Origin of the sequence: Streptomyces sp. NPDC005492, assembly GCF_040605995.1 — a bacterium.
GTDB lineage: Bacteria > Actinomycetota > Actinomycetes > Streptomycetales > Streptomycetaceae > Streptomyces.
The window spans coordinates 1-18726 of sequence record NZ_JBEXDX010000050.1 but is presented as its reverse complement, the minus strand read 5'-3'; the positions used below and the strand labels follow the sequence as shown (position 1 = coordinate 18726).

Genomic DNA, 18726 nt, shown 5'->3' with positions numbered 1-18726 from the left:
CGAAGTCTTCCCCCGGGCGCGCACATTCCGTTAACTTCCGTGACTCACAAGCCTCGTACGACCCGTACGGGGCGATTCGATCGCGGAGCCCCCGGGGGCAGTCGTCATGACACGCGCCATCTCCCTGCACGATGTGAGCAAGGCCTACACGCGAGGCACCCGTGTGGTCGACCGGCTGTCGCTGGACATCGCGCCGGGGGAGTTCCTCGTCCTGCTCGGGCCGTCCGGGTGCGGCAAGTCGACCGTGCTCAGGATGATCGCGGGCCTGGAGGAGATCACCGAGGGCGACCTGAGACTCGACGGCGAGTACGCCAACGATCTCGCGCCCTCCGAACGGGACATGGCGATGGTGTTCCAGAACTTCGCCCTCTACCCGAGCATGACCAGCCGCGACAACATCGGCTTCCCGCTGCGCATCGAGACCCCCGGCGAGGACCCGCGCCCCCGCGTGGACGCCACCGCCCGCATGCTCGGCATCGAGGACCTGCTGGAACGCTTCCCCGGCCAGCTCTCCGGCGGCGAACGCCAGCGCGTCGCCATGGGCCGGGCCATCGCCCGCCACCCCTCGGCGTTCCTGATGGACGAGCCGCTCTCCAACCTCGACGCCAAACTCCGCAACCACCTGCGCGCCGAAATCTCCGCCCTCACCCGCAAGTTGGGCGTCACCACGGTCTACGTCACCCACGACCAGGCCGAGGCCATGTCGCTCGGCGACCGGGTCGCCGTGCTGCGCGGCGGAGTCCTCCAGCAGGTCGGCACACCCCGCTCGGTGTACGCCCTGCCCCGCAACGTCTTCGTCGCCGCCTTCATCGGCACCCCGCGCATCAACCTCCTGCGCGGCCTGGTCCGGGCCCCGTTGGACGGCGCGATGACCATCAGCCTCGGCAAGCAGTACCTGCGCCTGCCCGAACCCCTGTGCCTGGACCACCAGTTGCTCCGCGTCCAGCAGGGCCGCGAGGTCATCGTCGGTCTGCGCTCCGAAGCCATCCGCATAGCCAAGCCCGCCGCCGCCCGCCCCGGCGAGGTGGCGATCAGCGGTCTGGTCGAGCACGTCGAGTTCCAGGGCCACGAGGTCCTCGTCCACTTCAACACCGGCTCCCGGCCCGCCGTCGTACCGGAGTTGGAGGCCCCGCGCCCCGCTCGTCCGGTGCGGCGCCGCCGCCGCGAGGGCGGTGTCCTGGGCCGGCTGCGGGAGCGTGCGGAAGCGCTGCGCGCCGGGCCGGTCGTCGTCCTGGAACAGCCGGAGGACCCCGACCCCGTGCCGCCCGAGGGCCGTCTCCCCGGTGACCTCGTCGTCCGGACCACCCCCGACATCGAACTCCGGCACGGCATGCAGGTCCCGCTCCTCGTCGACATCGCCCACCTGTTCGTCTTCGACCAGCACGGCGAACGGATCTCCCCGGCCCCGGCGCGGCTCCCCGACCTGGACGAGTGACGACCGGTACGGATGGGTGCATGACCATGCACTTCACCCGAAACCGGGCAGCTCTCGCGATCGCCGGTCTCCTCCTGGCCGTCGCGGCCCCGACCGCCTACGCCGGCCTCGACACGGAAACCTCCCCCGCGCCGACGCGCGGAACGCCGTACGTCGAGACGCAGCTCTTCTTCGGCACCGAGCGGCCGGACGGTGGACCGGCCGTCACCGACCGGCAGTTCATGGCCTTCGTCGACCAGGAGGTCACGCCTAACTTCCCGGACGGGCTCACCGTGCAGAACGGGCGCGGGCAGTGGCGGGACGCGCACGGAAAGATCGAGAAGGAGCGGTCGTACGAGCTGATCCTGCTGTATCCGGTGGCTTCGGCGGGCGCGAGCGACCGGAGGATCGAGGAGGTCCGGCGCACGTACGAGAAGACGTTCGGGCAGGAGGCGGTGGGCCGGGTGGACGACCGGACCCGGGCCGATTTCTGAGACGGCCGCCCGTCCGTGACCGGGGGTCTCTGGCGCCCCAAAACTAACACCGCTAGTTTGTGAGGCGGACGACGCAGTCACGCCCGGGAGGCAGCACGATGAAGGCACACGACGGCATGTACATCGACGGCGCGTGGCGCCCCGCCGTGAGCGGGGAGGCCATCGACGTGGTGAACCCGGTCGACGAGCAGGTGATCGGCCGGGTCCCGGCCGGTACCAGCGAGGACGTCGACATCGCCGTACGGGCCGCCCGTGCCGCCCTCCCGGGCTGGGCCGCCACCCCGCCCGCCGAACGGGCCGCGCGCCTGACGGCGCTCCGGGACGTGCTCATCTCCCGCAAGGACGAGATCGCCGAGACGGTCACCGCCGAACTCGGCTCCCCGCTCGCCTTCTCGCAGGCCGTCCACGCGAGCGTGCCGATCGCGGTCGCGGGCTCCTACGCAGAACTGGCCGCGACCCACGTCTTCGAGGAGAAGGTGGGCAACTCGACCGTCTACCAGGAGCCCATCGGTGTGGTCGGCGCGATCACCCCCTGGAACTACCCGCTCCACCAGATCGTCGCCAAGATCGCCCCCGCCCTCGCGGCCGGCTGCACCGTGGTGCTGAAACCGGCCGAAGACACCCCGCTCACCGCCCAGTTGTTCGCCGAGGCGGTCGACGAGGCCGGTGTCCCGGCCGGTGTCTTCAACCTCGTCACCGGCCTCGGCCCGATCGCCGGTCAGGCCCTCGCCGAGCATCCGGGCGTCGACCTCGTCTCCTTCACCGGGTCCACGGCGGTGGGCCGCCAGATCGGCGCCGCCGCCGGTGCCGCCGTCAAGAAGGTGGCCCTGGAACTCGGCGGCAAGTCCGCCAACGTCATCCTCCCGAGCGCCGACCTCGCCAAGGCCGTCAACGTCGGCGTCGCCAACGTGATGTCCAACTCCGGCCAGACATGCAGCGCCTGGACCCGCATGCTGGTCCACCGCGACCAGTACGACGAGGCCGTCGCACTCGCCGCGACCGCCGCCGCCAAGTACGGCGCCCGCATCGGCCCGGTCGTGAACGCCAAGCAGCAGGCGCGGGTGCGGAGTTACATCGAGAAGGGTGTGGCGGAGGGCGCGAAGCTGGTGGTGGGCGGCGTCGAACCCCCTTACCCGCAGGGCTACTTCATCAGCCCGACCGTCTTCGCCGACGTCACCCCCGACATGACGATCGCGCAGGAGGAGATCTTCGGCCCGGTCCTGTCGATCCTCCGCTACGACGACGAGGACGACGCCGTGCGCATCGCCAACGGCACGGTCTACGGCCTGGCCGGCGCGGTGTGGGCCGGTGACGAGGCCGAAGCGGTCGCGTTCGCGCGGAGGTTGGAGACCGGGCAGGTGGACATCAACGGCGGGCGCTTCAACCCCCGTGCCCCGTTCGGCGGTTACAAGCAGTCGGGTGTGGGCCGGGAACTCGGTGCGCACGGTCTGTCCGAGTACCTCCAGACCAAGTCCCTCCAGTTCTGAGGAGAGTTCACATGGTTCGCGCCGCCGTCCTGCCCGCCGTGGGCGCTCCGCTGGAGATCGCCGGGATCGACCTCCCGGACCCCGGCCCCGGCCAGGTCCGCATCCGCCTCGCCGCCGCCGGGGTCTGCCACTCCGACCTGTCCCTGACCAACGGCACCATGCGCGTGCCGGTCCCCGCGGTCCTCGGCCACGAGGGCGCGGGCACGGTCATAGCCGTGGGAGAAGACGTCACGCATGTGTCACCCGGCGACTCCGTCGTCCTCAACTGGGCCCCGTCCTGCGGCACGTGTCACGCCTGCGTACTCGGCGAGGTCTGGCTCTGCGCCAACGCCCTCAACGGCGCCGCCGACGTCTACGCCCACCGCACCTCCGACGGCAGCGACCTCCACCCCGGACTGAACGTGGCCGCGTTCGCCGAGGAGACGGTCGTCTCGGCCGCCTGTGTCCTGCCGCTCCCCGACGGAATCCCGTTGACCGACGCGGCCCTCCTCGGCTGCGCGGTCCTCACCGGCTACGGCGCCGTCCACCACTCGGCGCGGGTCCGGGAGGGCGAGACGGTCGCGGTGTTCGGCGTGGGCGGGGTGGGTCTGTCGACCCTCCAGGCGGCCCGGATCGCGGGCGCCGGGAAGATCGTCGCGGTCGATGTCTCCCCGGAGAAGGAGGAGTTGGCACGCGCGGCCGGAGCCACCGACTACGTGGTCGCCTCCGAGAACACCGCCCGCGAGATCCGCGCCCTCACCGGAAAGCAGGGTGTCGACGTCGCCGTGGAGTGCGTGGGCCGGGCGGTCACCATCCGCACAGCCTGGGAGTCCACCCGCCGGGGCGGACGCACGACGGTCGTCGGCATCGGCGGCAAGGACCAGCAGGTCACCTTCAACGCCCTCGAACTCTTCCACTGGGGACGGACGTTGACCGGCTGCGTCTACGGCAACTCGGACCCGGCGAAGGACCTGCCGGTGCTCGCCGAACACGTCCGGGCCGGACGCCTGGACCTGGGCGCGCTGGTGACGGAACGGATCCAACTGGACGCAATTCCGGCGGCGTTCGAGAACATGGTCGCGGGCAAGGGCGGACGGGCGCTGGTGGTGTTCTGAGCGCCCGTGTCTGAACGGCCTTGTCTACGGCACCTGTTCGGGCTGCGGGTCGGTGGCGACCCCGGCCCGCTCAGCCCTCGCGCGCGGCCGGGACCGCGCCACCGCCACACCCGCCAGACACAGCACCCCGCCCGCCAGCGTGAGCAGCCCCGGCACCTCGCCGAGCACCATCCATGCCATCAGGACGACCAGCGCGGGCACCGCGTACGTCGTCGCGCCCATGCGGCTCGCGGTCGTCCGGGCGAGGGCATACGCCCAGGTGGTGAAGGCGAGCGCGGTCGGGAACACGCCCAGGTAAACCATGTTGAGGGTGGCGGAGAGGGGCGCGTCGGCGGCCTGGTGGAAGAGCTGCCCGGCGAACGGCAGACAGACCACCGCCCCGATGAGACACCCGAACGTCGTCACCTGGAGCGCGCCGGCCTGTCCGAGGGCCGGCTTCTGGGCGACGACCCCACTGGCGTACGCGACCGCCGCGAGCAGACAGAGCGCCACGCCGAGCACGGACGATCCGCCCCCGCCCGACATCGAAAGCCCCACGGTCACCGCACCGGCGAACGACACCGCCATCCCCGCCAGCAACCTCGGCGGCATCGCGTCACCGAGCAACCGAGAACCGAGCAGCGCGATCAGGATCGGCCCGATGTTCACGATCAGCGCGGCCGTACCGGCGTCGACCTCCTGCTCGCCCCAGTTCAGGACGACCATGTAGACGCCGAACCAGAGCACCCCGGATATCGCGATCCCCCGCCACGCGGCACGCGGCGGCCACCCCTCCCGTCGTACGAGACAGAGCACGCCCAGCGTCAGACTCCCGGCCAACAGCCGGCCCAGCGCGAGCGCGCCCGGTGAGTAGGCATCGCCGGCGCTCCGGATGGAGACGAAGGCGGAGGCCCACAGCACGACGGTGACGGCGGCGGCAGCGGCGGCCGTACGGGAGACGTTCATCATGCTCCTGAGGTTAGGTAGGGATAAGGGATCGATGCTGGCGGAAATCGGACTGCGACTCCGGCGGGACTCAGCGGAGCCCAACCGCCTCGATACCGAGCAACTCGGACAGCCTGCGCTCGCCGACGTCAGTCACCCTCACCGCCCGCCCCGACCCGATCCGCACACACCACCCCTCCTCCAGCGCATGTCGGCACAGCGCGGCCCCCGCCACCCCCGCCAGATGAGGCCGCCGCTCGGTCCAGTCCAGGCAACCCCGGGCCAACGGCCGCCGCCCCTTCCGAACGAGGCCGATCCCGACAGACGCGAACCACTCCACTCCCGCGTCGGTGAGCGCGAACCCCGTGTCCTGCCTCAGCAGCCCCCGGAGGGTCAGCGCGTTCGTCACCGCGATCCCGATCCGCCCGGCCAGATGGTCGTAGCACGTACGACCCCGGGCCGTCGCCGACCCCGCGCTCGCCTCCCGCAGACCGCGCGGCCGTACGGCATCGGCCGGTTCCACCTGCGCGGCCAGGTCCTCGACGAGCTGGGCGATCCGGGCGGACGCCAGCCGCACATAGCGGTGCCGTCCCTGTCGTTCCTCGGTGAGCAGTCCGCCGGCGATCAGCTTGCCCAGGTGCTCGCTGACCGTCGACGCGGTGACGCCCGCGTGCCGGGCCAGTTCGCCGCCCGTCCAGGCCCGTCCGTCGAGCAGCGCCAGCAGACAGGTGGCCCGGGTCTCGTCCGCGATCAACGAGGCCAGCGCGGCGAGTCCCGGTGCCTGAGGATCCCTGGTGGTCATGGATCCCAGCATGGGCCACGGACACTTCGGCGCCCACCGAAATATTTCAGGCGGTGCGCCCAACCTGCTCGTACTGCCGCACCAGCCCGTCCAGCAGCGCCGCGAGCCCCGTCTCGAAGGCCCGCTCGTCGATCTTCTCCTGCTGCTCGGCGAGAAGGTGCGCCTGCCCGAGGTGGGGATAGTCGGCGGGGTCGTAGGCGCTCGCGTCGTCCACGAAGCCCCCGGCGAACGAGCCGAGCGCGGAGCCCATGATGAAGTACCGCATCAGCGCGCCGATCGACGTGGCCTGCGCCGGTGGCCAGCCCGCGTCGACCATCGCGCCGTAGACCGCGTCCGCGAGGCGGAGTCCTGCGGGGCGGCGGCCGGGGCCGGTGGCGAGGACCGGGACGATGTTCGGGTGGTCGCGCAGGGCGGAGCGGTAGGAGACGGCCCAGTCGTGCAGCGCGGTGCGCCAGTCGCGGCCGTCCTCGAACATCGACAGGTCGACCTGCGCGCTCACCGAGTCCGCGACCGCCTCCAGGATCTGGTCCTTGGTGCGGAAGTGGTTGTACAGCGAGGGCCCGCTGACCCCCAGCTCGGCGGCGAGCCGACGGGTGGAGACGGCCGCCAGACCCTCCGCGTCCACCAGTACCCGGGCCGTCTCGACGATCCGGTCGGTGCTGAGGAGGGGCTTGCGCGGTCGGGCCATGGCGCACATAGTAGGGCCGTAACCAAGAAACTAGCAGTGCTAATTTAAATGTGGGGTGATCGCGGGTGGACCTGGGACTCAGCGAGGAGCAGACCGCCGTACGGCAGCTCGCCCGGGACTTCGTCGAGCGCGAGATCGCCCCGCACGTGATCGCCTGGGACCGCGCCGAGGAAGTGGACCGCGGGATCGTGAAGAAGCTCGGCGAGGTCGGTTTCCTCGGGCTGACGATCGACGAGGAGTACGGCGGCTCGGGCGGCGACCATCTCGCGTACTGCCTGGTCACCGAGGAACTCGGGCGCGGGGACTCCTCCGTGCGCGGCATCGTCTCCGTGTCGCTCGGGCTGGTCGCCAAGTCGATCGCGGCCTGGGGGAGCGAGGAACAGAAGCGGCGCTGGCTGCCGGGGCTCACCTCCGGCGCGTACGTCGGCTGCTTCGGCCTCACCGAACCCGGCACCGGCTCCGACGCCGGCAACCTCACCACGCGGGCGGTCCGGGACGGCGACGACTACGTCATCAGCGGCACCAAGATGTTCATCACCAACGGGACTTGGGCCGATGTGGTGCTCCTGTTCGCGCGCTCGACCGACGCCCCCGGCCACAAGGGCGTCTCCGCCTTCCTCGTGCCGACCGACACCCCCGGCCTGACCCGCCGCACCATCCACGGCAAGCTCGGCCTGCGCGGTCAGGCCACCGCCGAACTGGTCCTCGACGGCGTCCGCGTCCCCGCCTCCGCCATGCTCGCCCCCGAGGGCAAGGGCTTCTCGGTCGCCATGTCGGCGCTGGCCAAGGGTCGGATGTCGGTCGCGGCGGGCTGTGTCGGCATCGCGCAGGCCGCGCTGGACGTGGCGGTCCGCTACGCCGGTGAGCGCGAGCAGTTCGGAAAGCCCATCGCACAGCACCAGTTGGTCCAGGAACTCATCAGCGACATCGCGGTCGACGTGGACGCGGCCCGGCTGCTGACCTGGCGGGTCGCCGACCTCATAGACCGCGGCCTGCCCTTCGCCACCGAGTCCTCCAAGGCCAAGCTCTTCGCCTCGGAGGCCGCGGTGCGTGCCGCCAACAACGCCCTCCAGGTCTTCGGAGGCTACGGCTACATCGACGAGTACCCGGCCGGAAAACTGCTGCGCGACGCCCGCGTGATGACCCTCTACGAGGGCACCAGCCAGATCCAGAAACTGCTCATAGGGCGGGCGCTGACGGGTGTCTCGGCGTTCTGATCGACCGGGCTGAGTACGGGAGTTGAGTATCTGAGCGGATGTCGCGAGGGCCGTGGTCGCCGACGCTTGTCCCCATGAGCGAAGCATCGGGCAGACCGCAGAACACGGCCGCCTTCTACGGCCAGGCCGTCGCGTCCTTCTCCGTCGCCATCGCGGCGACCGCCATCGGCATCTTCAAGCTGCACGCCGACGCCTGGGTACGGGCCTTCCTCGCGATCGCCGTCCTGTATCTGGTCACCTCCTCCTTCACCCTCGCCAAGGTGATCCGGGACCGGCAGGACGGGGCACGCGCCGCCTACAACCCGTTCGAAAAGCTCTGAGCGGGGAGACTAAGCGCTCGCTCAGGTTCGGCGGTATGGTGGAGCCCTTGCCATCGAGAGGGGCTTACGAGCGATGAGTACGGCGGAGGAGACCACCGCGGGCGACCCGCAGGCCTGGGGCGAGGTCACGCCCGACGCGGCCCGGCGACTGCTGATCGCCGCCGTGGAGGCCTTCGCCGAGCGCGGCTACCACGCGACGACCACCCGGGACATCGCCGGCCGCGCCGGGATGAGCCCGGCCGCGCTCTATATCCACTACAAGACCAAGGAAGAGCTGCTCCACCGCATCAGCAGGATCGGCCACGAGAAGGCCCTCGACATCCTGCGTACGGCGGCGGGGCGCGAGGGCAGCGCCGCCGAGCGGCTCGCCGACGCGGTCAGCTCCTTCGTGCGCTGGCACGCGGGCGGGCGTACCACCGCGCGGGTCGTGCAGTACGAACTCGACTCGCTCGGCCCGGACGCCCGCGCCGAGATCCTCGCGCTGCGCCGGCAGGTCGACGCCGAGGTGCGCGGGATCGTCGAGGACGGGGTGGCGGACGGCTCCTTCGACGTGCCGGACGTCAAGGGCACCACCCTCGCCATCCTGTCGCTGTGCATCGACGTGGCCCGCTGGTTCAGCCTCGACGGACCCCGCACGCCCGACGAGGTCGGCGCGCTCTACGCCGACCTCGTGCTGCGGATGGTGGGGGCCAGGTAGCCGCCGCTGTACGGGGGTTGAGCGGGTCAGAGGTAGTAGCGGGACACCGACTCGGCCACGCACACCGGCTTGTCGCCGCCCTCGCGCTCCACCGTGAACGCGACGGACACCTGGACGCCGCCCGGCACGTCGTCGACGGCGGTGATCGTCGCGGTGGCGCGCAGCCGGGAGTCGACCGGGACCGGGGCGGGGAAACGCACTTTGTTCGTCCCGTAGTTGACGCCCATCTTCACGCCCTCGACCTTGATGAGCTGCGGCCCGAAGAGCGGCAGCAGCGACAGGGTGAGGTACCCGTGCGCGATGGTCGTCTTGAACGGCCCGGCCGCCGCCTTCTCCGGGTCCACATGGATCCACTGGTGGTCGCCCGTCGCCTCAGCGAAGAGATCGATCCGCTTCTGGTCGATCTCCAGCCAGTCGGTGTGCCCGAGCTGCTCGCCCACCGCCGCCCTCAGCTCGTCCACGGACGTGAAGATCCTCGGCTCTGCCATGTTGACCGGCCCTCTCGCATCGCACACTGTCTGTCCAACGGTCTAAGCAACTGCTTAGCATGGTCGGGTCGAGGGCCCCTGTCAACGGACCGGGGGTGTGACGCGATAGGTAGGCTCTGACAGGTGCCCCAGATCCCCGAGAAGATCCACGAGCTGACCGTCGGCCAACTCGCCGCACGCAGCGGCGCCGCCGTCTCCGCGCTGCACTTCTACGAGGCCAAGGGCCTGATCAGCAGCCGCCGTACCACCGGCAACCAGCGCCGGTACACCCGTGACACGCTGCGCCGGGTCGCCTTCGTGCGGGCCGCGCAGCGCGTCGGCATCCCGCTGGCCACCATCCGCGAGGCGCTCGCCGAACTCCCCGAGGAACGCACCCCGACCCGCGAGGACTGGGCCCGCCTCTCCGAGGCCTGGCGCTCCGAACTCGACGAGCGCATCAAGCAGCTCAACCGCCTCCGCGACCACCTCACCGACTGCATCGGCTGCGGCTGTCTCTCCCTGGCGACCTGTGTCCTCTCCAACCCGGACGACGTGGTCGGTGAACGGGGCGCGGGTTCACGGCTGATGGCGGAACCGGGGGAGCGCCGGAAGGTCCGCGTCCCTCGGGAGCGAGACCGGGGTCCGCATCCCGAGGAGCGCGACTGAACTCGCGGTCATTCGAATTCGGTGCCGCCCTTCCGCGTCAGATAGGCGGCGCTGACGGCCTTCGCGATCGCCCGTCCACCGGTGACGGGGCTGTACCGCTCCACCGCCGGACGGATCACGACCCCCTCCCGCAGGTGCAGCCCGCGCCCGGACACGGTTTCCCGTCCGCTCGCGACCTCCAGCACCCGTTCGACGTCGTACGGCCCTTCGTGCAGCCGTGGCACCAACGGCAGCTCCCCGTCGAGCAGTTCACGTGCGTCCAGCCATCGCACCGCGCCGTCGATCTCGGCGGACACGTCGAACACGGCGTACCCGAGCGTGGTACGTCGTCCGTCGGCGCCGTAGGTCAGATCCTGTACGCCCGCGCCGTAGACCTCGCCGAAGATCCCGACCCGGCGCGCGCCGAGCCGCTCGGCGAGGCGGGCGGCGGCCTCGGGGACGGCGTGGCCGCGGATCGCCCGCCAGTACAGATTGCGCGGATCCTCCTTCAGGGCAAGGGACTTGGCGCCGAAGCCCTTCGAGGAGACCTGGACGCGGCCGTCCTCGGCGACGTAGGTGAGCAGGCAGGCCGAGCCGTGCAGCTTCTCGGTCAGGACCACAGCCTCGCCCGGTTCGAAGATGCCGGGAAACCGCTGGATGTTCTCGATGTCGACCCAAGGCAGCAGATCGGGGGCGGACTCGACGTCGCCGTCCATGGTGGGCGGGACCGGCGGCACCCACTTGGTGATGCCGAGCCGCTCCGCGAAGTCGGTACCGTCCAGGGCGGCCTGGGCCAGATCGACATCCGCGAGGGCCTTCGGCCGGCACACGATCCCCTGCGACAGCTCACCGCGCAGCCGCACCGCCCTCACCCGGTCGGCGTTGCTCCCCGCGAGGCGTCCGGTCAGCCCCAACTCCTCGATCAGCGCGGCCGGCAGCACGGACTGCTCGGGGATGTAGACGGCGGTCTCACCGGTGCGGTACGCGCCCTTGGCGACGACGGCCCGGTACAGGCCGACCTGGGCCAGTTCGAGGGCGTCGGCGTTCGGATGTTCATGGACGGTCAGCACTTCGGCGGTGACGCGCAGCGTCGACATCGGGGGCTCCCTGCTCTCAGTTGGGTTTCATCGCCGCCAACTGTGCTGATCGGAAAGGGGTGGAGCGAGGGGATTTGTGGCTGCTAGCGTCGGCGGTGCCATGACCTCACCCGCGCTCGTCTCCGCTCTCGCCGACATCGACACCGTCTTCAACGGCTTTGCGAGTCCGGGGGAGTCCGGCTGTGAGCGGTGCTTCGGCCCGGAGGAGACCGCGTTCCTGCGCACGCCGTACCGGCGCGTGCCCGACGAGCTACTGAACAGGTTCGTCTTCAAGGACCCCCTGCACTTCGAGGACCACACGGCCGTGGTTCGGCGCCTGCTGCCACAGACGGCGCGGGCGATGGCGGACGGCGGTTTGGACGGGATCGGCTGGGGCCACCATGCCCTCAGCCGGACGGACTGGCGCGCCTGGCCCGCCGAACAGGCCCGGGCCGTCGAGGAGTTCGTTCACGCCTGGTGGCAGGACACCCTGCGCACACCGCGCCCGCCGTACCCCGCCCAGGACGTCTTTGAGACCTGCGCCACGATCCTGCACACCGCGACCCCACTGCTCGATCGCTGGGCCACAGCCCCCGTGGCCGACGCCCACCTGCTGCGGTGCACACAACTCTGGCTGGACGACCTCCTGACCGACGCCTCACCGTTCTCCTGGTGGCACCCGAACGACGGCGGCACGGAACTCATGGGGCTCCAGGCGTGGTTGGCCCGGTATGCCCCCGCCCGGCTCCGCGCCCACGGCGAGCCCGACCTCGCCACACAGGCCGAACTCCTCGCCCTCCCCTACGACAAGCGCTGGGCCCACCCGTACTGGACCAACGCCTCGGCGACCAACTGAGCGTTGCACAGCGCCCGTTCACCATCCGGCAGGAACAGCGTGTCCTCCAGGCCGATACGGGTCGTGAGACCCAACCGCCCCGCGAGCCGGAGTACCGGCCAGGCGCCGCCGTTCTCGCCGTGCAGCAGGACGGGGCGGCCGTGGTCGGTGGCCAGGTCGGAAAGTAGCGAACGCGCCGACTCTTCCGCCGTGTTCGGGTCCGGGTCGGTCACCTCCGCGAGGACACGCAGCACCTTCGTGCGGAGCGGGGAGACGGCGAACCGGGCGGCGCCCTCCGTGCCCGACCAGATGCCCGCCTCCACCCCGACGCCCCGGTCCAGCAGCGTCGCCGCGACCTCCTCCGCGCCCGGCTCGTGCCAGTTGACCGAGGCGTGGTCGGGGAGGGACGTCCAGGACCGTACCCGCAACACCCGTGCCTCGGGCTCCGGTTCGGTCCACGCGCCCGTGGTCACGCCGACGGGGACGGACACCCGTGCTCGTATCGCGGCGAGCGTCGCCGCGAGGACGCGTGGTGACAACGTGTCCTGTCCGCAAGGGGACTTGGGGTGGACGTGGATGTCGGTGGCCCCCGCCGCGACAGCCTCGGCCGCCGCGTCGGCCAGTGCCTCCGGAGAGACCGGCACCACCCCACCGTCGACGGCACCGCGGGCGCCGTTGAGACAGACCTGCACCATGCCTCGATGGTGCCCCGCCGCTCAGCCCCACACCCACCGGATCCCGAACCGGCACGGCCCCGCGCCGAGGGCCACCGCGTGCACCGAACCGGAGGCGTCCACCCGGAGCCGCTGTTCGCGCGGGCGGCGTCCGTCGGAGCGTGGGTCGAGGCCGTTCGTGCGGAAGGAGTAGCAGGTGCGCGGCAGGGACTCCCGTGCGAAGCGGACCTCCAGGAGGTGTTCGCGCATCGGGACGTGGATCGTGGTCTCGGCGCGCTGGGAGTACGGGCGCGGGTCCCGGTGCTCGACCGTGTAGTCGACGATCACGGTCTCGCCGCGAACCAGCGGGCGGTCGAAGAGCAGCTCGGCCGCGACCAGCCCCTCGTCGGGCAGTTCGACGACCGTGCCGAGCCGGGCCGGAGCAGCCACCCGGAAGCGGGGCAACGGGCCGGGCGCGTCGAGCCGGTACAGGGCGATCCAGCGGTCCGCGCCGTCCGTCTCGGCGCGCAGCAGACGGTGGCTGGTCATCGACAGCACGCGTCGGTCGGCGCCGACGTCCACGCGGTTGTGGCAGCTGAGCCGGGTCAGGCTGTCGTCCCAGCGGGTGTCGAGCGCGGCGAGGGCAGTGGTGAGGTCGTGGTGGTCCGACCAGGCCCGGGCCAGGTCGGGTCGGTCGCCGACCGGTGGCAGCCAGCGGCCCCGGGGCCGGGGCGGACCGAGCAGGCCGGTGAGCGCGCCGGGCGGCAGCCGTAGGACGTCCTCCAGTACCGCGAGCGCGGCCAACGACCGTTGCCGTTCGGGCTGGTAGCGGCCGGACTGCCAGGAACTGAGCGTCGCCGACGCCACCGGGGTGCCGCGTCGCAGCAGCCGGTCCTGGATCCGGTCCAGGCTCAGCCCACTCGCCGCGATGGCCGCGCGCAGCGCCTCGTGGAAGGGCATCGACTCGGATCCGGAAGTCACGTACTCCAGCTCAAGTCAGGGCCGTGGTGGGGCGGAAGACCGTTGCCCCGATGTTGGCGCAGACTTTCCCGGCGGTTGAGCCTTCTTGAACGAACCTGTCAGGTTTCTCAGGTGTAGCCCACCGGGGGCGCTCCGTCGCCAATTCCCGCAAGACTGAAGGCTCTTGACGCCTTGCCATGCTCATGAAGCCTCGCGGAAGCTTCTGTCCACTGCCGTCACGGCAGTCCCCCCACCCCCTCGAATGACGGAGAGTCATGTCCGCGAGATCTTCCGCCGGGTTCGTACTCCTCACCGCCGCCGCCCTCGCCACCGCCCTCGCCACCCCCGCGCTCGCCGCCGCCCCGAGCGCCGCGGCGCACACCCCCGCCCAGCTCACCCAGTCCATAGCGAGCCACGAGAGCCACACCCTGCACGGGCTCGCCAAGCCCGGCAAGGTCAACGCCACCGTCACCTCCACCAACTGGTCCGGCTACGCGGCCACGGGATCGACCGGCGCGTACACCTCGGTGACCTCGTCCTGGACCCAGCCGACCGTGACCTGTGGCTCGGCCACGACGTACTCGTCCTTCTGGGTCGGCCTCGACGGCTACAGCAACTCCGCGCTGGAGCAGACCGGTACGGAAGCCGACTGCATCGGCGGCAAGGCGACCTACGGTGCCTGGTGGGAGGTGCTGCCCGCCTCGGAGAGCGCGTACTCCGGTGTCACCGTCAAGGGCGGCGACAAGTTCACCGCGACCGTGACCTACACCGGCTCCACCTTCACCATGACCCTCGCCGACTCCACCGAGGGCTGGACGAAGACCACCAGCCACGCCGGCTCCTCCGGCTTCAAGAACGCCTCCGCCGAGGTCGTCGCCGAGGCCCCCGAGGTCGGCGGTTCGGTCGCGAGCCTCGCCAACTTCGGCACCGTGACCTTCACCGGCGCCAAGGCGAACGGCAGCAACCTGGACACGTACGCGCCGAACGAAATCGTCATGACGAAGAGCAGCAGCTCCGCCGTACGGGCCCAGCCGGGCGCGATCTCCGGCGGAAGTTTCTCCGACGTCTGGAAGGCCAGCTAGAGCCCACCGGCGCCAACTGGCGCCTGCGGCACACTGCTTCGGGGCTGTCGACGGATCGCCGTCGGCAGCCTCTGCCCGTACGCAGCGCCTTCCGCCGTTGCACCGGCAACGGCAAACGGGTCGGGTCAGAAAGGGGTGCGGCATCCCCGGCGCACCCCTGGCGCCCTTCTTCGGTTCGCCCCGGTTCAGGCCGACATCAGCAGCCGTCCGCGCCTCGCGTACGCCAGGGCCTCGGGGGTGAGCACCGGACGCGGCACGACGATGCCGCAGTCCGTGCAGACCGGGCCCGAGGAGGGTTCGTGGGCCAGGTCGTACTTCCACAGGAGGCGCTCCCCGGCGCACACCGGGCACACGGAACCCGGTTCGCGCTCCAGGGCGGCGATCAGCCGTCGCAGCACCTCGGCCAGTGGTTCATGGGGGTGGAGGCGGGGGTCGTCGCACCAGGCGACACCGAAGCCGCCCCAGGTCAGCCGGTGCCAGTCGTCCACGCTGCCCGGGCGGCGGAGCCCGTCGTGCTTCTCCTTCTTGCGACGTTCGGCGAACTCGACCTCGTAGGCGAGCCAGACCTTGCGCGCCTCCTCCAACTCGTCCAGTGCGGCCACGAGCCGCGCCGGGTCGGGGGAGCGGTCCTCGGGTCCGAACCCGGCCCGGGAGCACAAGTGGTCCCAGGTCGCCCTGTGCCCATAAGGGGCGAACCGCTCAAGGCACTTGCGCAGCGAGTAGCGCCGCAGCGCCAGATCGCACCGGGGATCTCGCACCTGTCTCGCCAGACTCCGGAAACCGGCCATCGCCCTGCACCTCCGTCACACCTGCACCTGTACTTCGGTCACCTCGGCGTCGTCGTACGGACGTCGCCGAATAGACGTATCGACAAGCGATTTGGCTCCATCCGATTTCCGATGCCCCCCATAAGCAGCTCACGCTCATCCAAAACTTGACGCATGTTCATCTTCAATCTCGGGGATACCGGCGGTAACGTCCGGCCACACCCCCGTCGGTAGGAGCCGCCATGCCTCGGCGCACCCCACGTAACTTGCTCGACAGACTGAGAACTCCCGGCAGATTCCCCGGGTTCCTGAAGGCCGCATCCGTATGCGCCCTCATTGCCGCCCTTTTGTCTCCTCTTGCCCAAGGAACCGCTACGGCGGCCACGGCCTCGAACGACTACTGCGGCGGCCAGTGCTCGGACATCCTCCCGGCCGGTGAGAACGGCAACGCCACCCTCGCGCAGATCCTCCTGAACCAGGCCTTCGGAGTGCAGCCGGCGCACGCCGAGGATCAGCTCGGCCCCTACGCCAACCTGGCCACGGGCGCCTCCTCGCTCACCGACGCGAAGATCAACACCTTCTTCAACGACGCCTCGTTCGGGGTCCCCGCCGCCAACGTCGCCTCGACCGAGAGCCCCAGCGGCCGCACGGACGTGACGATCGTCCGCGACAAGGCGACCGGTGTGCCGCACATCACAGGTACCACGCGCTACGGCACCGAGTACGGCGCCGGATACGCCGCCGCCGAGGACCGGCTCTGGCTGATGGACGTCTTCCGGCACGTCGGACGCGGTCAGTTGACCACCTTCGCCGGCGGGGTGGCCTCCAACCAGGGGCTTGAGCAGGAGTTCTACCGCAACGCCCCCTACAGCGAGGCCGAGCTCCAGTCGCAGATCGACAACGCCGTCGCCAACAACGGCGCCCGCGGCCAGCAGGCGCTCGCCGACGCCAACGCCTACCTGGCCGGCATCAACGCCTACATCGACGCCTCGGACAGCGGCCGTTACTTCCCCGGCGAGTACGTCCTCACCGGACACAAGGACTCGGTCACCAACGCCGGCACGATCGACCACTTCAAGATCACCGACCTGGTCGCGCTGGCCTCCGTCATCGGCTCGCTCTTCGGTTCCGGCGGCGGTGGTGAGGTCAACAACGCCATGTCGCTGCTCGCCGCCCAGGAGAAGTACGGCGTGACGGAGGGCACCAAGGTCTGGGAGTCCTTCCGCGAACGCAACGACCCCGAAGCCGTGCTCACCGTCCACAACGGCGAGAGCTTCCCCTACGGCACCAAGCCCGCCACCGCCCAGGGCGAGGCCCTGCCGGACGCCGGTTCGGTGACGACCGAGCCGCTCGTCTACGACGCCACCGGCACCGGCGCCGACCAGAGCGCCGACGCCGCCTCCGCCGCGGCGACCGCGACCGCCCTCAGCTCCGCCAAGCGCGGCATGTCCAACGCCCTTGTGGTGAGCGGCAAATACACCGCGAGCGGCCACCCGATCGCCGTCTTCGGACCCCAGACCGGCTACTTCGCACCCCAGTTGCTCATGCTCCAGGAGATACAGGGCCCGGGTATCAGCGCACGCGGCGCCTCCTTCGCGGGCCTGAGCATGTACGTCGAACTCGGCCGCGGCCAGGACTACTCGTGGTCCGCCACGACCTCCGGCCAGGACATCATCGACACCTACGCGGTCGAACTCTGCCAGGACGACTACCACTACCTCTTCCACGGCACCTGCACCGCCATGGACGAGATCGAGCAGAAGAACTCCTGGACGCCCACCACGGCCGACGGAACCGCCGCCGGGTCGTACACGATGAGAGTGTGGAAGACCAAGTACGGACCGGTCCAATACCGGGCGACCGTCGGCGGGAAAAAGGTCGCCTACACCACTCTGCGCTCGTCCTACATGCACGAAGCCGACTCGATCATCGGCTTCCAGATGCTCAACGACCCGGACTACGTGAAGAGTCCGCAGACCTTCCAGAGCGCCACTCAGCACATCAACTACACGTTCAACTGGTTCTACGCCGACTCCCAGCACACCGCGTACTACAACAGCGGCAACAACCCGGTGCGGCCGAGCGGTGTCGATCCCGAGTTCCCGGTCTGGGGCCAGGCCGCCTACGAGTGGCAGAACTGGGACCCCACCACCAACACGGCCGACTACACCCCGGCCTCCGCGCACCCCAACTCCATCGACCAGGACTACTACGTCTCCTGGAACAACAAACAGGCTCTCAACTACACGACCGCGAGCTGGGGCGACGGGTCCGTCCACCGCGGCAACCTGCTCGACGACCGGGTGAAGAAACTCGTCGCGGCCGGCGGGGTCACCAGATCCTCGCTGGTGAAGGCGATGTCCGACGCCTCGCTCGCCGACCTGCGCGCCGAGGACGTCCTGCCCGACCTGCTGAAGGTCGTCACCAGCAGTACGGTCACCGACTCCACCGCGGCAGCCGCCGTCACCAAGCTGCAGACCTGGCTGACCGCGGGCGGCAAGCGCACGGAGACCTCGGCCGGGTCCAAGACCTACGCCAACTCCGACGCCATCCGGATCCTGGACGCCTGGTGGCCGCTGCTGGTGAAGGCCGAGTTCCAACCCGGCCTCGGTGACGACCTGTACACCGCGTTCACCAAGAACCTGTACATCGACGAGACCCCGTCCGCCGCACACGGGCCGACCGGGTCGCACGCCGGAAGCTCCTTCCAGTTCGGCTGGTGGAGCTATGTCGACAAGGACATCCGGTCGGTGCTCGGGCAGAGCGTGTCCGGGCCGCTGGCCCAGCAGTACTGCGGCGGCGGCAGCCTCAGCGCCTGCCGGGACATCCTGATCAGCACGCTGAAGACGGCGGCCGGCACCAGCGCGGCCACCGTCTACCCCGGGGACTCGCTGTGCTCGGCGGGCGACCAGTGGTGTGCCGACTCGATCGTCCAGCGGACCCTGGGCGGCATCAAGCACTCCAATATCAGTTGGCAGAACCGGCCCACCTTCCAGCAAGTGGTGGAGTACACGTCACACCGGTGACGCCTGAGCGGCGGCGGGCCGGTCGATCCCGGCCCCCCCCCCCCCCCCCCCCCCGACGGGCCGCGGAACCCAGAAAAC

General features: G+C 70.5%; 19 protein-coding genes. 11 read left to right on the top strand and 8 right to left on the bottom strand.

Translation table 11 applies throughout. The annotated features are described in order from the left end of the window. Nucleotides 1-106: 106 nt before the first annotated feature. The 4 genes from ABZT04_RS39050 (at nt 107) to ABZT04_RS39035 (ending at nt 4489) form a co-directional block, all read left to right on the top strand. Nucleotides 107-1435, top strand: a complete 1329-nt coding sequence (locus ABZT04_RS39050) for an ABC transporter ATP-binding protein (protein ID WP_356063577.1) — start codon at nt 107-109, stop codon at nt 1433-1435. A 20-nt stretch (nt 1436-1455) separates the two neighbouring features. Then, nucleotides 1456-1908, top strand: a complete 453-nt coding sequence (locus ABZT04_RS39045; protein WP_356063575.1) for a DUF3574 domain-containing protein — start codon at nt 1456-1458, stop codon at nt 1906-1908. Between the two features lie 98 nt (nt 1909-2006). Then, nucleotides 2007-3395, top strand: a complete 1389-nt coding sequence (locus ABZT04_RS39040; protein WP_356063572.1) for an aldehyde dehydrogenase family protein — start codon at nt 2007-2009, stop codon at nt 3393-3395. A gap of 11 nt (nt 3396-3406) precedes the next feature. Then, on the top strand, nt 3407-4489 hold the full coding sequence (locus ABZT04_RS39035; RefSeq protein WP_356063569.1) for a Zn-dependent alcohol dehydrogenase: 1083 nt from the start codon (nt 3407-3409) through the stop codon (nt 4487-4489). Nucleotides 4490-4513: 24 nt separating this feature from the next. Here the strand turns inward: ABZT04_RS39035 and ABZT04_RS39030 are convergent, their stop codons facing one another. The 3 genes from ABZT04_RS39030 to ABZT04_RS39020 all read right to left on the bottom strand — a co-directional run bounded on the left by ABZT04_RS39030 (nt 4514) and on the right by ABZT04_RS39020 (nt 6903). Further along, complete coding sequence (locus ABZT04_RS39030) at nt 4514-5434, bottom strand: DMT family transporter (RefSeq protein WP_356063663.1); 921 nt, start codon at nt 5432-5434, stop codon at nt 4514-4516. Nucleotides 5435-5504: 70 nt separating this feature from the next. After that, complete coding sequence (locus ABZT04_RS39025) at nt 5505-6227, bottom strand: winged helix-turn-helix domain-containing protein (RefSeq protein ID WP_356063567.1); 723 nt, start codon at nt 6225-6227, stop codon at nt 5505-5507. Between the two features lie 34 nt (nt 6228-6261). After that, nucleotides 6262-6903: a TetR/AcrR family transcriptional regulator gene (locus ABZT04_RS39020; protein WP_356063564.1), complete on the bottom strand. Its 642-nt coding sequence runs from the start codon at nt 6901-6903 to the stop codon at nt 6262-6264. A 65-nt stretch (nt 6904-6968) separates the two neighbouring features. Between ABZT04_RS39020 and ABZT04_RS39015 the strand changes: the two genes are divergently transcribed. The 3 genes from ABZT04_RS39015 to ABZT04_RS39005 all read left to right on the top strand — a co-directional run bounded on the left by ABZT04_RS39015 (nt 6969) and on the right by ABZT04_RS39005 (nt 9137). Beyond that, nucleotides 6969-8120 carry an acyl-CoA dehydrogenase family protein gene (locus ABZT04_RS39015; RefSeq protein ID WP_356063562.1) on the top strand — a complete coding sequence of 384 codons (1152 nt, stop codon included), beginning with the start codon at nt 6969-6971 and terminating at the stop codon, nt 8118-8120. Nucleotides 8121-8194: 74 nt separating this feature from the next. Continuing rightward, entirely contained in the window at nt 8195-8440 is a 246-nt protein-coding gene (locus ABZT04_RS39010) for a YiaA/YiaB family inner membrane protein (RefSeq protein WP_356063560.1), read from the top strand. A gap of 73 nt (nt 8441-8513) precedes the next feature. Further along, the gene (locus tag ABZT04_RS39005) at nt 8514-9137 is read left to right on the top strand and encodes a TetR/AcrR family transcriptional regulator (RefSeq protein WP_356063557.1); all 624 of its coding nucleotides are present in this window, start codon (nt 8514-8516) and stop codon (nt 9135-9137) included. Between the two features lie 26 nt (nt 9138-9163). Here ABZT04_RS39005 and ABZT04_RS39000 read toward each other — a convergent pair whose 3' ends face one another. Further along, nucleotides 9164-9625 (bottom strand): MaoC family dehydratase, encoded by a 462-nt coding sequence (locus ABZT04_RS39000; protein ID WP_356063555.1) that lies wholly within the window; start codon nt 9623-9625, stop codon nt 9164-9166. Nucleotides 9626-9748: 123 nt separating this feature from the next. Here ABZT04_RS39000 and soxR point away from each other — a divergent pair, with 123 nt between their 5' ends. Next, nucleotides 9749-10270: a redox-sensitive transcriptional activator SoxR gene (gene soxR / locus ABZT04_RS38995; RefSeq protein ID WP_356063553.1), complete on the top strand. Its 522-nt coding sequence runs from the start codon at nt 9749-9751 to the stop codon at nt 10268-10270. An 8-nt stretch (nt 10271-10278) separates the two neighbouring features. Here soxR and ABZT04_RS38990 read toward each other — a convergent pair whose 3' ends face one another. Next, nucleotides 10279-11346 carry an RNA ligase (ATP) gene (locus ABZT04_RS38990; protein ID WP_356063551.1) on the bottom strand — a complete coding sequence of 356 codons (1068 nt, stop codon included), beginning with the start codon at nt 11344-11346 and terminating at the stop codon, nt 10279-10281. 100 nt (nt 11347-11446) lie between these two features. Here ABZT04_RS38990 and ABZT04_RS38985 point away from each other — a divergent pair, with 100 nt between their 5' ends. After that, nucleotides 11447-12181, top strand: a complete 735-nt coding sequence (locus ABZT04_RS38985) for a hypothetical protein (protein ID WP_356063548.1) — start codon at nt 11447-11449, stop codon at nt 12179-12181. Here the strand turns inward: ABZT04_RS38985 and ABZT04_RS38980 are convergent. Both ABZT04_RS38980 and ABZT04_RS38975 read right to left on the bottom strand, forming a co-directional pair. Beyond that, nucleotides 12127-12855: a 3-keto-5-aminohexanoate cleavage protein gene (locus ABZT04_RS38980; protein ID WP_356063545.1), complete on the bottom strand. Its 729-nt coding sequence runs from the start codon at nt 12853-12855 to the stop codon at nt 12127-12129. The two genes, ABZT04_RS38985 and ABZT04_RS38980, sit on opposite strands and share 55 nt — an antisense overlap. Before the next feature lie 21 nt (nt 12856-12876). After that, nucleotides 12877-13794 carry a hypothetical protein gene (locus ABZT04_RS38975; protein WP_356063542.1) on the bottom strand — a complete coding sequence of 306 codons (918 nt, stop codon included), beginning with the start codon at nt 13792-13794 and terminating at the stop codon, nt 12877-12879. 254 nt (nt 13795-14048) lie between these two features. Between ABZT04_RS38975 and ABZT04_RS38970 the strand changes: the two genes are divergently transcribed. Next, the gene (locus tag ABZT04_RS38970; protein WP_356063540.1) at nt 14049-14855 is read left to right on the top strand and encodes a G1 family glutamic endopeptidase; all 807 of its coding nucleotides are present in this window, start codon (nt 14049-14051) and stop codon (nt 14853-14855) included. 185 nt (nt 14856-15040) lie between these two features. On the opposite strand, the gene ABZT04_RS38965 is transcribed toward ABZT04_RS38970, so the two are convergent. Next, a complete protein-coding gene (locus tag ABZT04_RS38965; protein WP_356063537.1) occupies nt 15041-15643 on the bottom strand; it encodes a hypothetical protein in 603 nt (200 codons plus the stop codon). Nucleotides 15644-15864: 221 nt separating this feature from the next. Between ABZT04_RS38965 and ABZT04_RS38960 the strand changes: the two genes are divergently transcribed. Then, nucleotides 15865-18648, top strand: coding sequence for a penicillin acylase family protein (locus tag ABZT04_RS38960; protein WP_356063534.1), 2784 nt, complete (start codon nt 15865-15867; stop codon nt 18646-18648). Nucleotides 18649-18726: the final 78 nt, after the last annotated feature.

Coding starts and splice junctions, on each gene's coding strand:
- ABZT04_RS38970 (WP_356063540.1), top strand. CDS start 14,049: ATGTCCGCGAGATCTTCCGCCGGGTTCGTACTCCTCACCGCCGCCGCC.
- ABZT04_RS38990 (WP_356063551.1), bottom strand. CDS start 11,346: ATGTCGACGCTGCGCGTCACCGCCGAAGTGCTGACCGTCCATGAACAT.
- ABZT04_RS38980 (WP_356063545.1), bottom strand. CDS start 12,855: ATGGTGCAGGTCTGTCTCAACGGCGCCCGCGGTGCCGTCGACGGTGGG.
- ABZT04_RS39045 (WP_356063575.1), top strand. CDS start 1,456: ATGACCATGCACTTCACCCGAAACCGGGCAGCTCTCGCGATCGCCGGT.
- ABZT04_RS39030 (WP_356063663.1), bottom strand. CDS start 5,434: ATGAACGTCTCCCGTACGGCCGCCGCTGCCGCCGCCGTCACCGTCGTG.
- ABZT04_RS39020 (WP_356063564.1), bottom strand. CDS start 6,903: ATGGCCCGACCGCGCAAGCCCCTCCTCAGCACCGACCGGATCGTCGAG.
- ABZT04_RS39010 (WP_356063560.1), top strand. CDS start 8,195: ATGAGCGAAGCATCGGGCAGACCGCAGAACACGGCCGCCTTCTACGGC.
- ABZT04_RS39000 (WP_356063555.1), bottom strand. CDS start 9,625: ATGGCAGAGCCGAGGATCTTCACGTCCGTGGACGAGCTGAGGGCGGCG.
- ABZT04_RS39040 (WP_356063572.1), top strand. CDS start 2,007: ATGAAGGCACACGACGGCATGTACATCGACGGCGCGTGGCGCCCCGCC.
- ABZT04_RS38985 (WP_356063548.1), top strand. CDS start 11,447: ATGACCTCACCCGCGCTCGTCTCCGCTCTCGCCGACATCGACACCGTC.
- ABZT04_RS39005 (WP_356063557.1), top strand. CDS start 8,514: ATGAGTACGGCGGAGGAGACCACCGCGGGCGACCCGCAGGCCTGGGGC.
- ABZT04_RS39035 (WP_356063569.1), top strand. CDS start 3,407: ATGGTTCGCGCCGCCGTCCTGCCCGCCGTGGGCGCTCCGCTGGAGATC.
- ABZT04_RS38960 (WP_356063534.1), top strand. CDS start 15,865: ATGCCTCGGCGCACCCCACGTAACTTGCTCGACAGACTGAGAACTCCC.
- ABZT04_RS39050 (WP_356063577.1), top strand. CDS start 107: ATGACACGCGCCATCTCCCTGCACGATGTGAGCAAGGCCTACACGCGA.
- ABZT04_RS39025 (WP_356063567.1), bottom strand. CDS start 6,227: ATGCTGGGATCCATGACCACCAGGGATCCTCAGGCACCGGGACTCGCC.
- ABZT04_RS38965 (WP_356063537.1), bottom strand. CDS start 15,643: ATGGCCGGTTTCCGGAGTCTGGCGAGACAGGTGCGAGATCCCCGGTGC.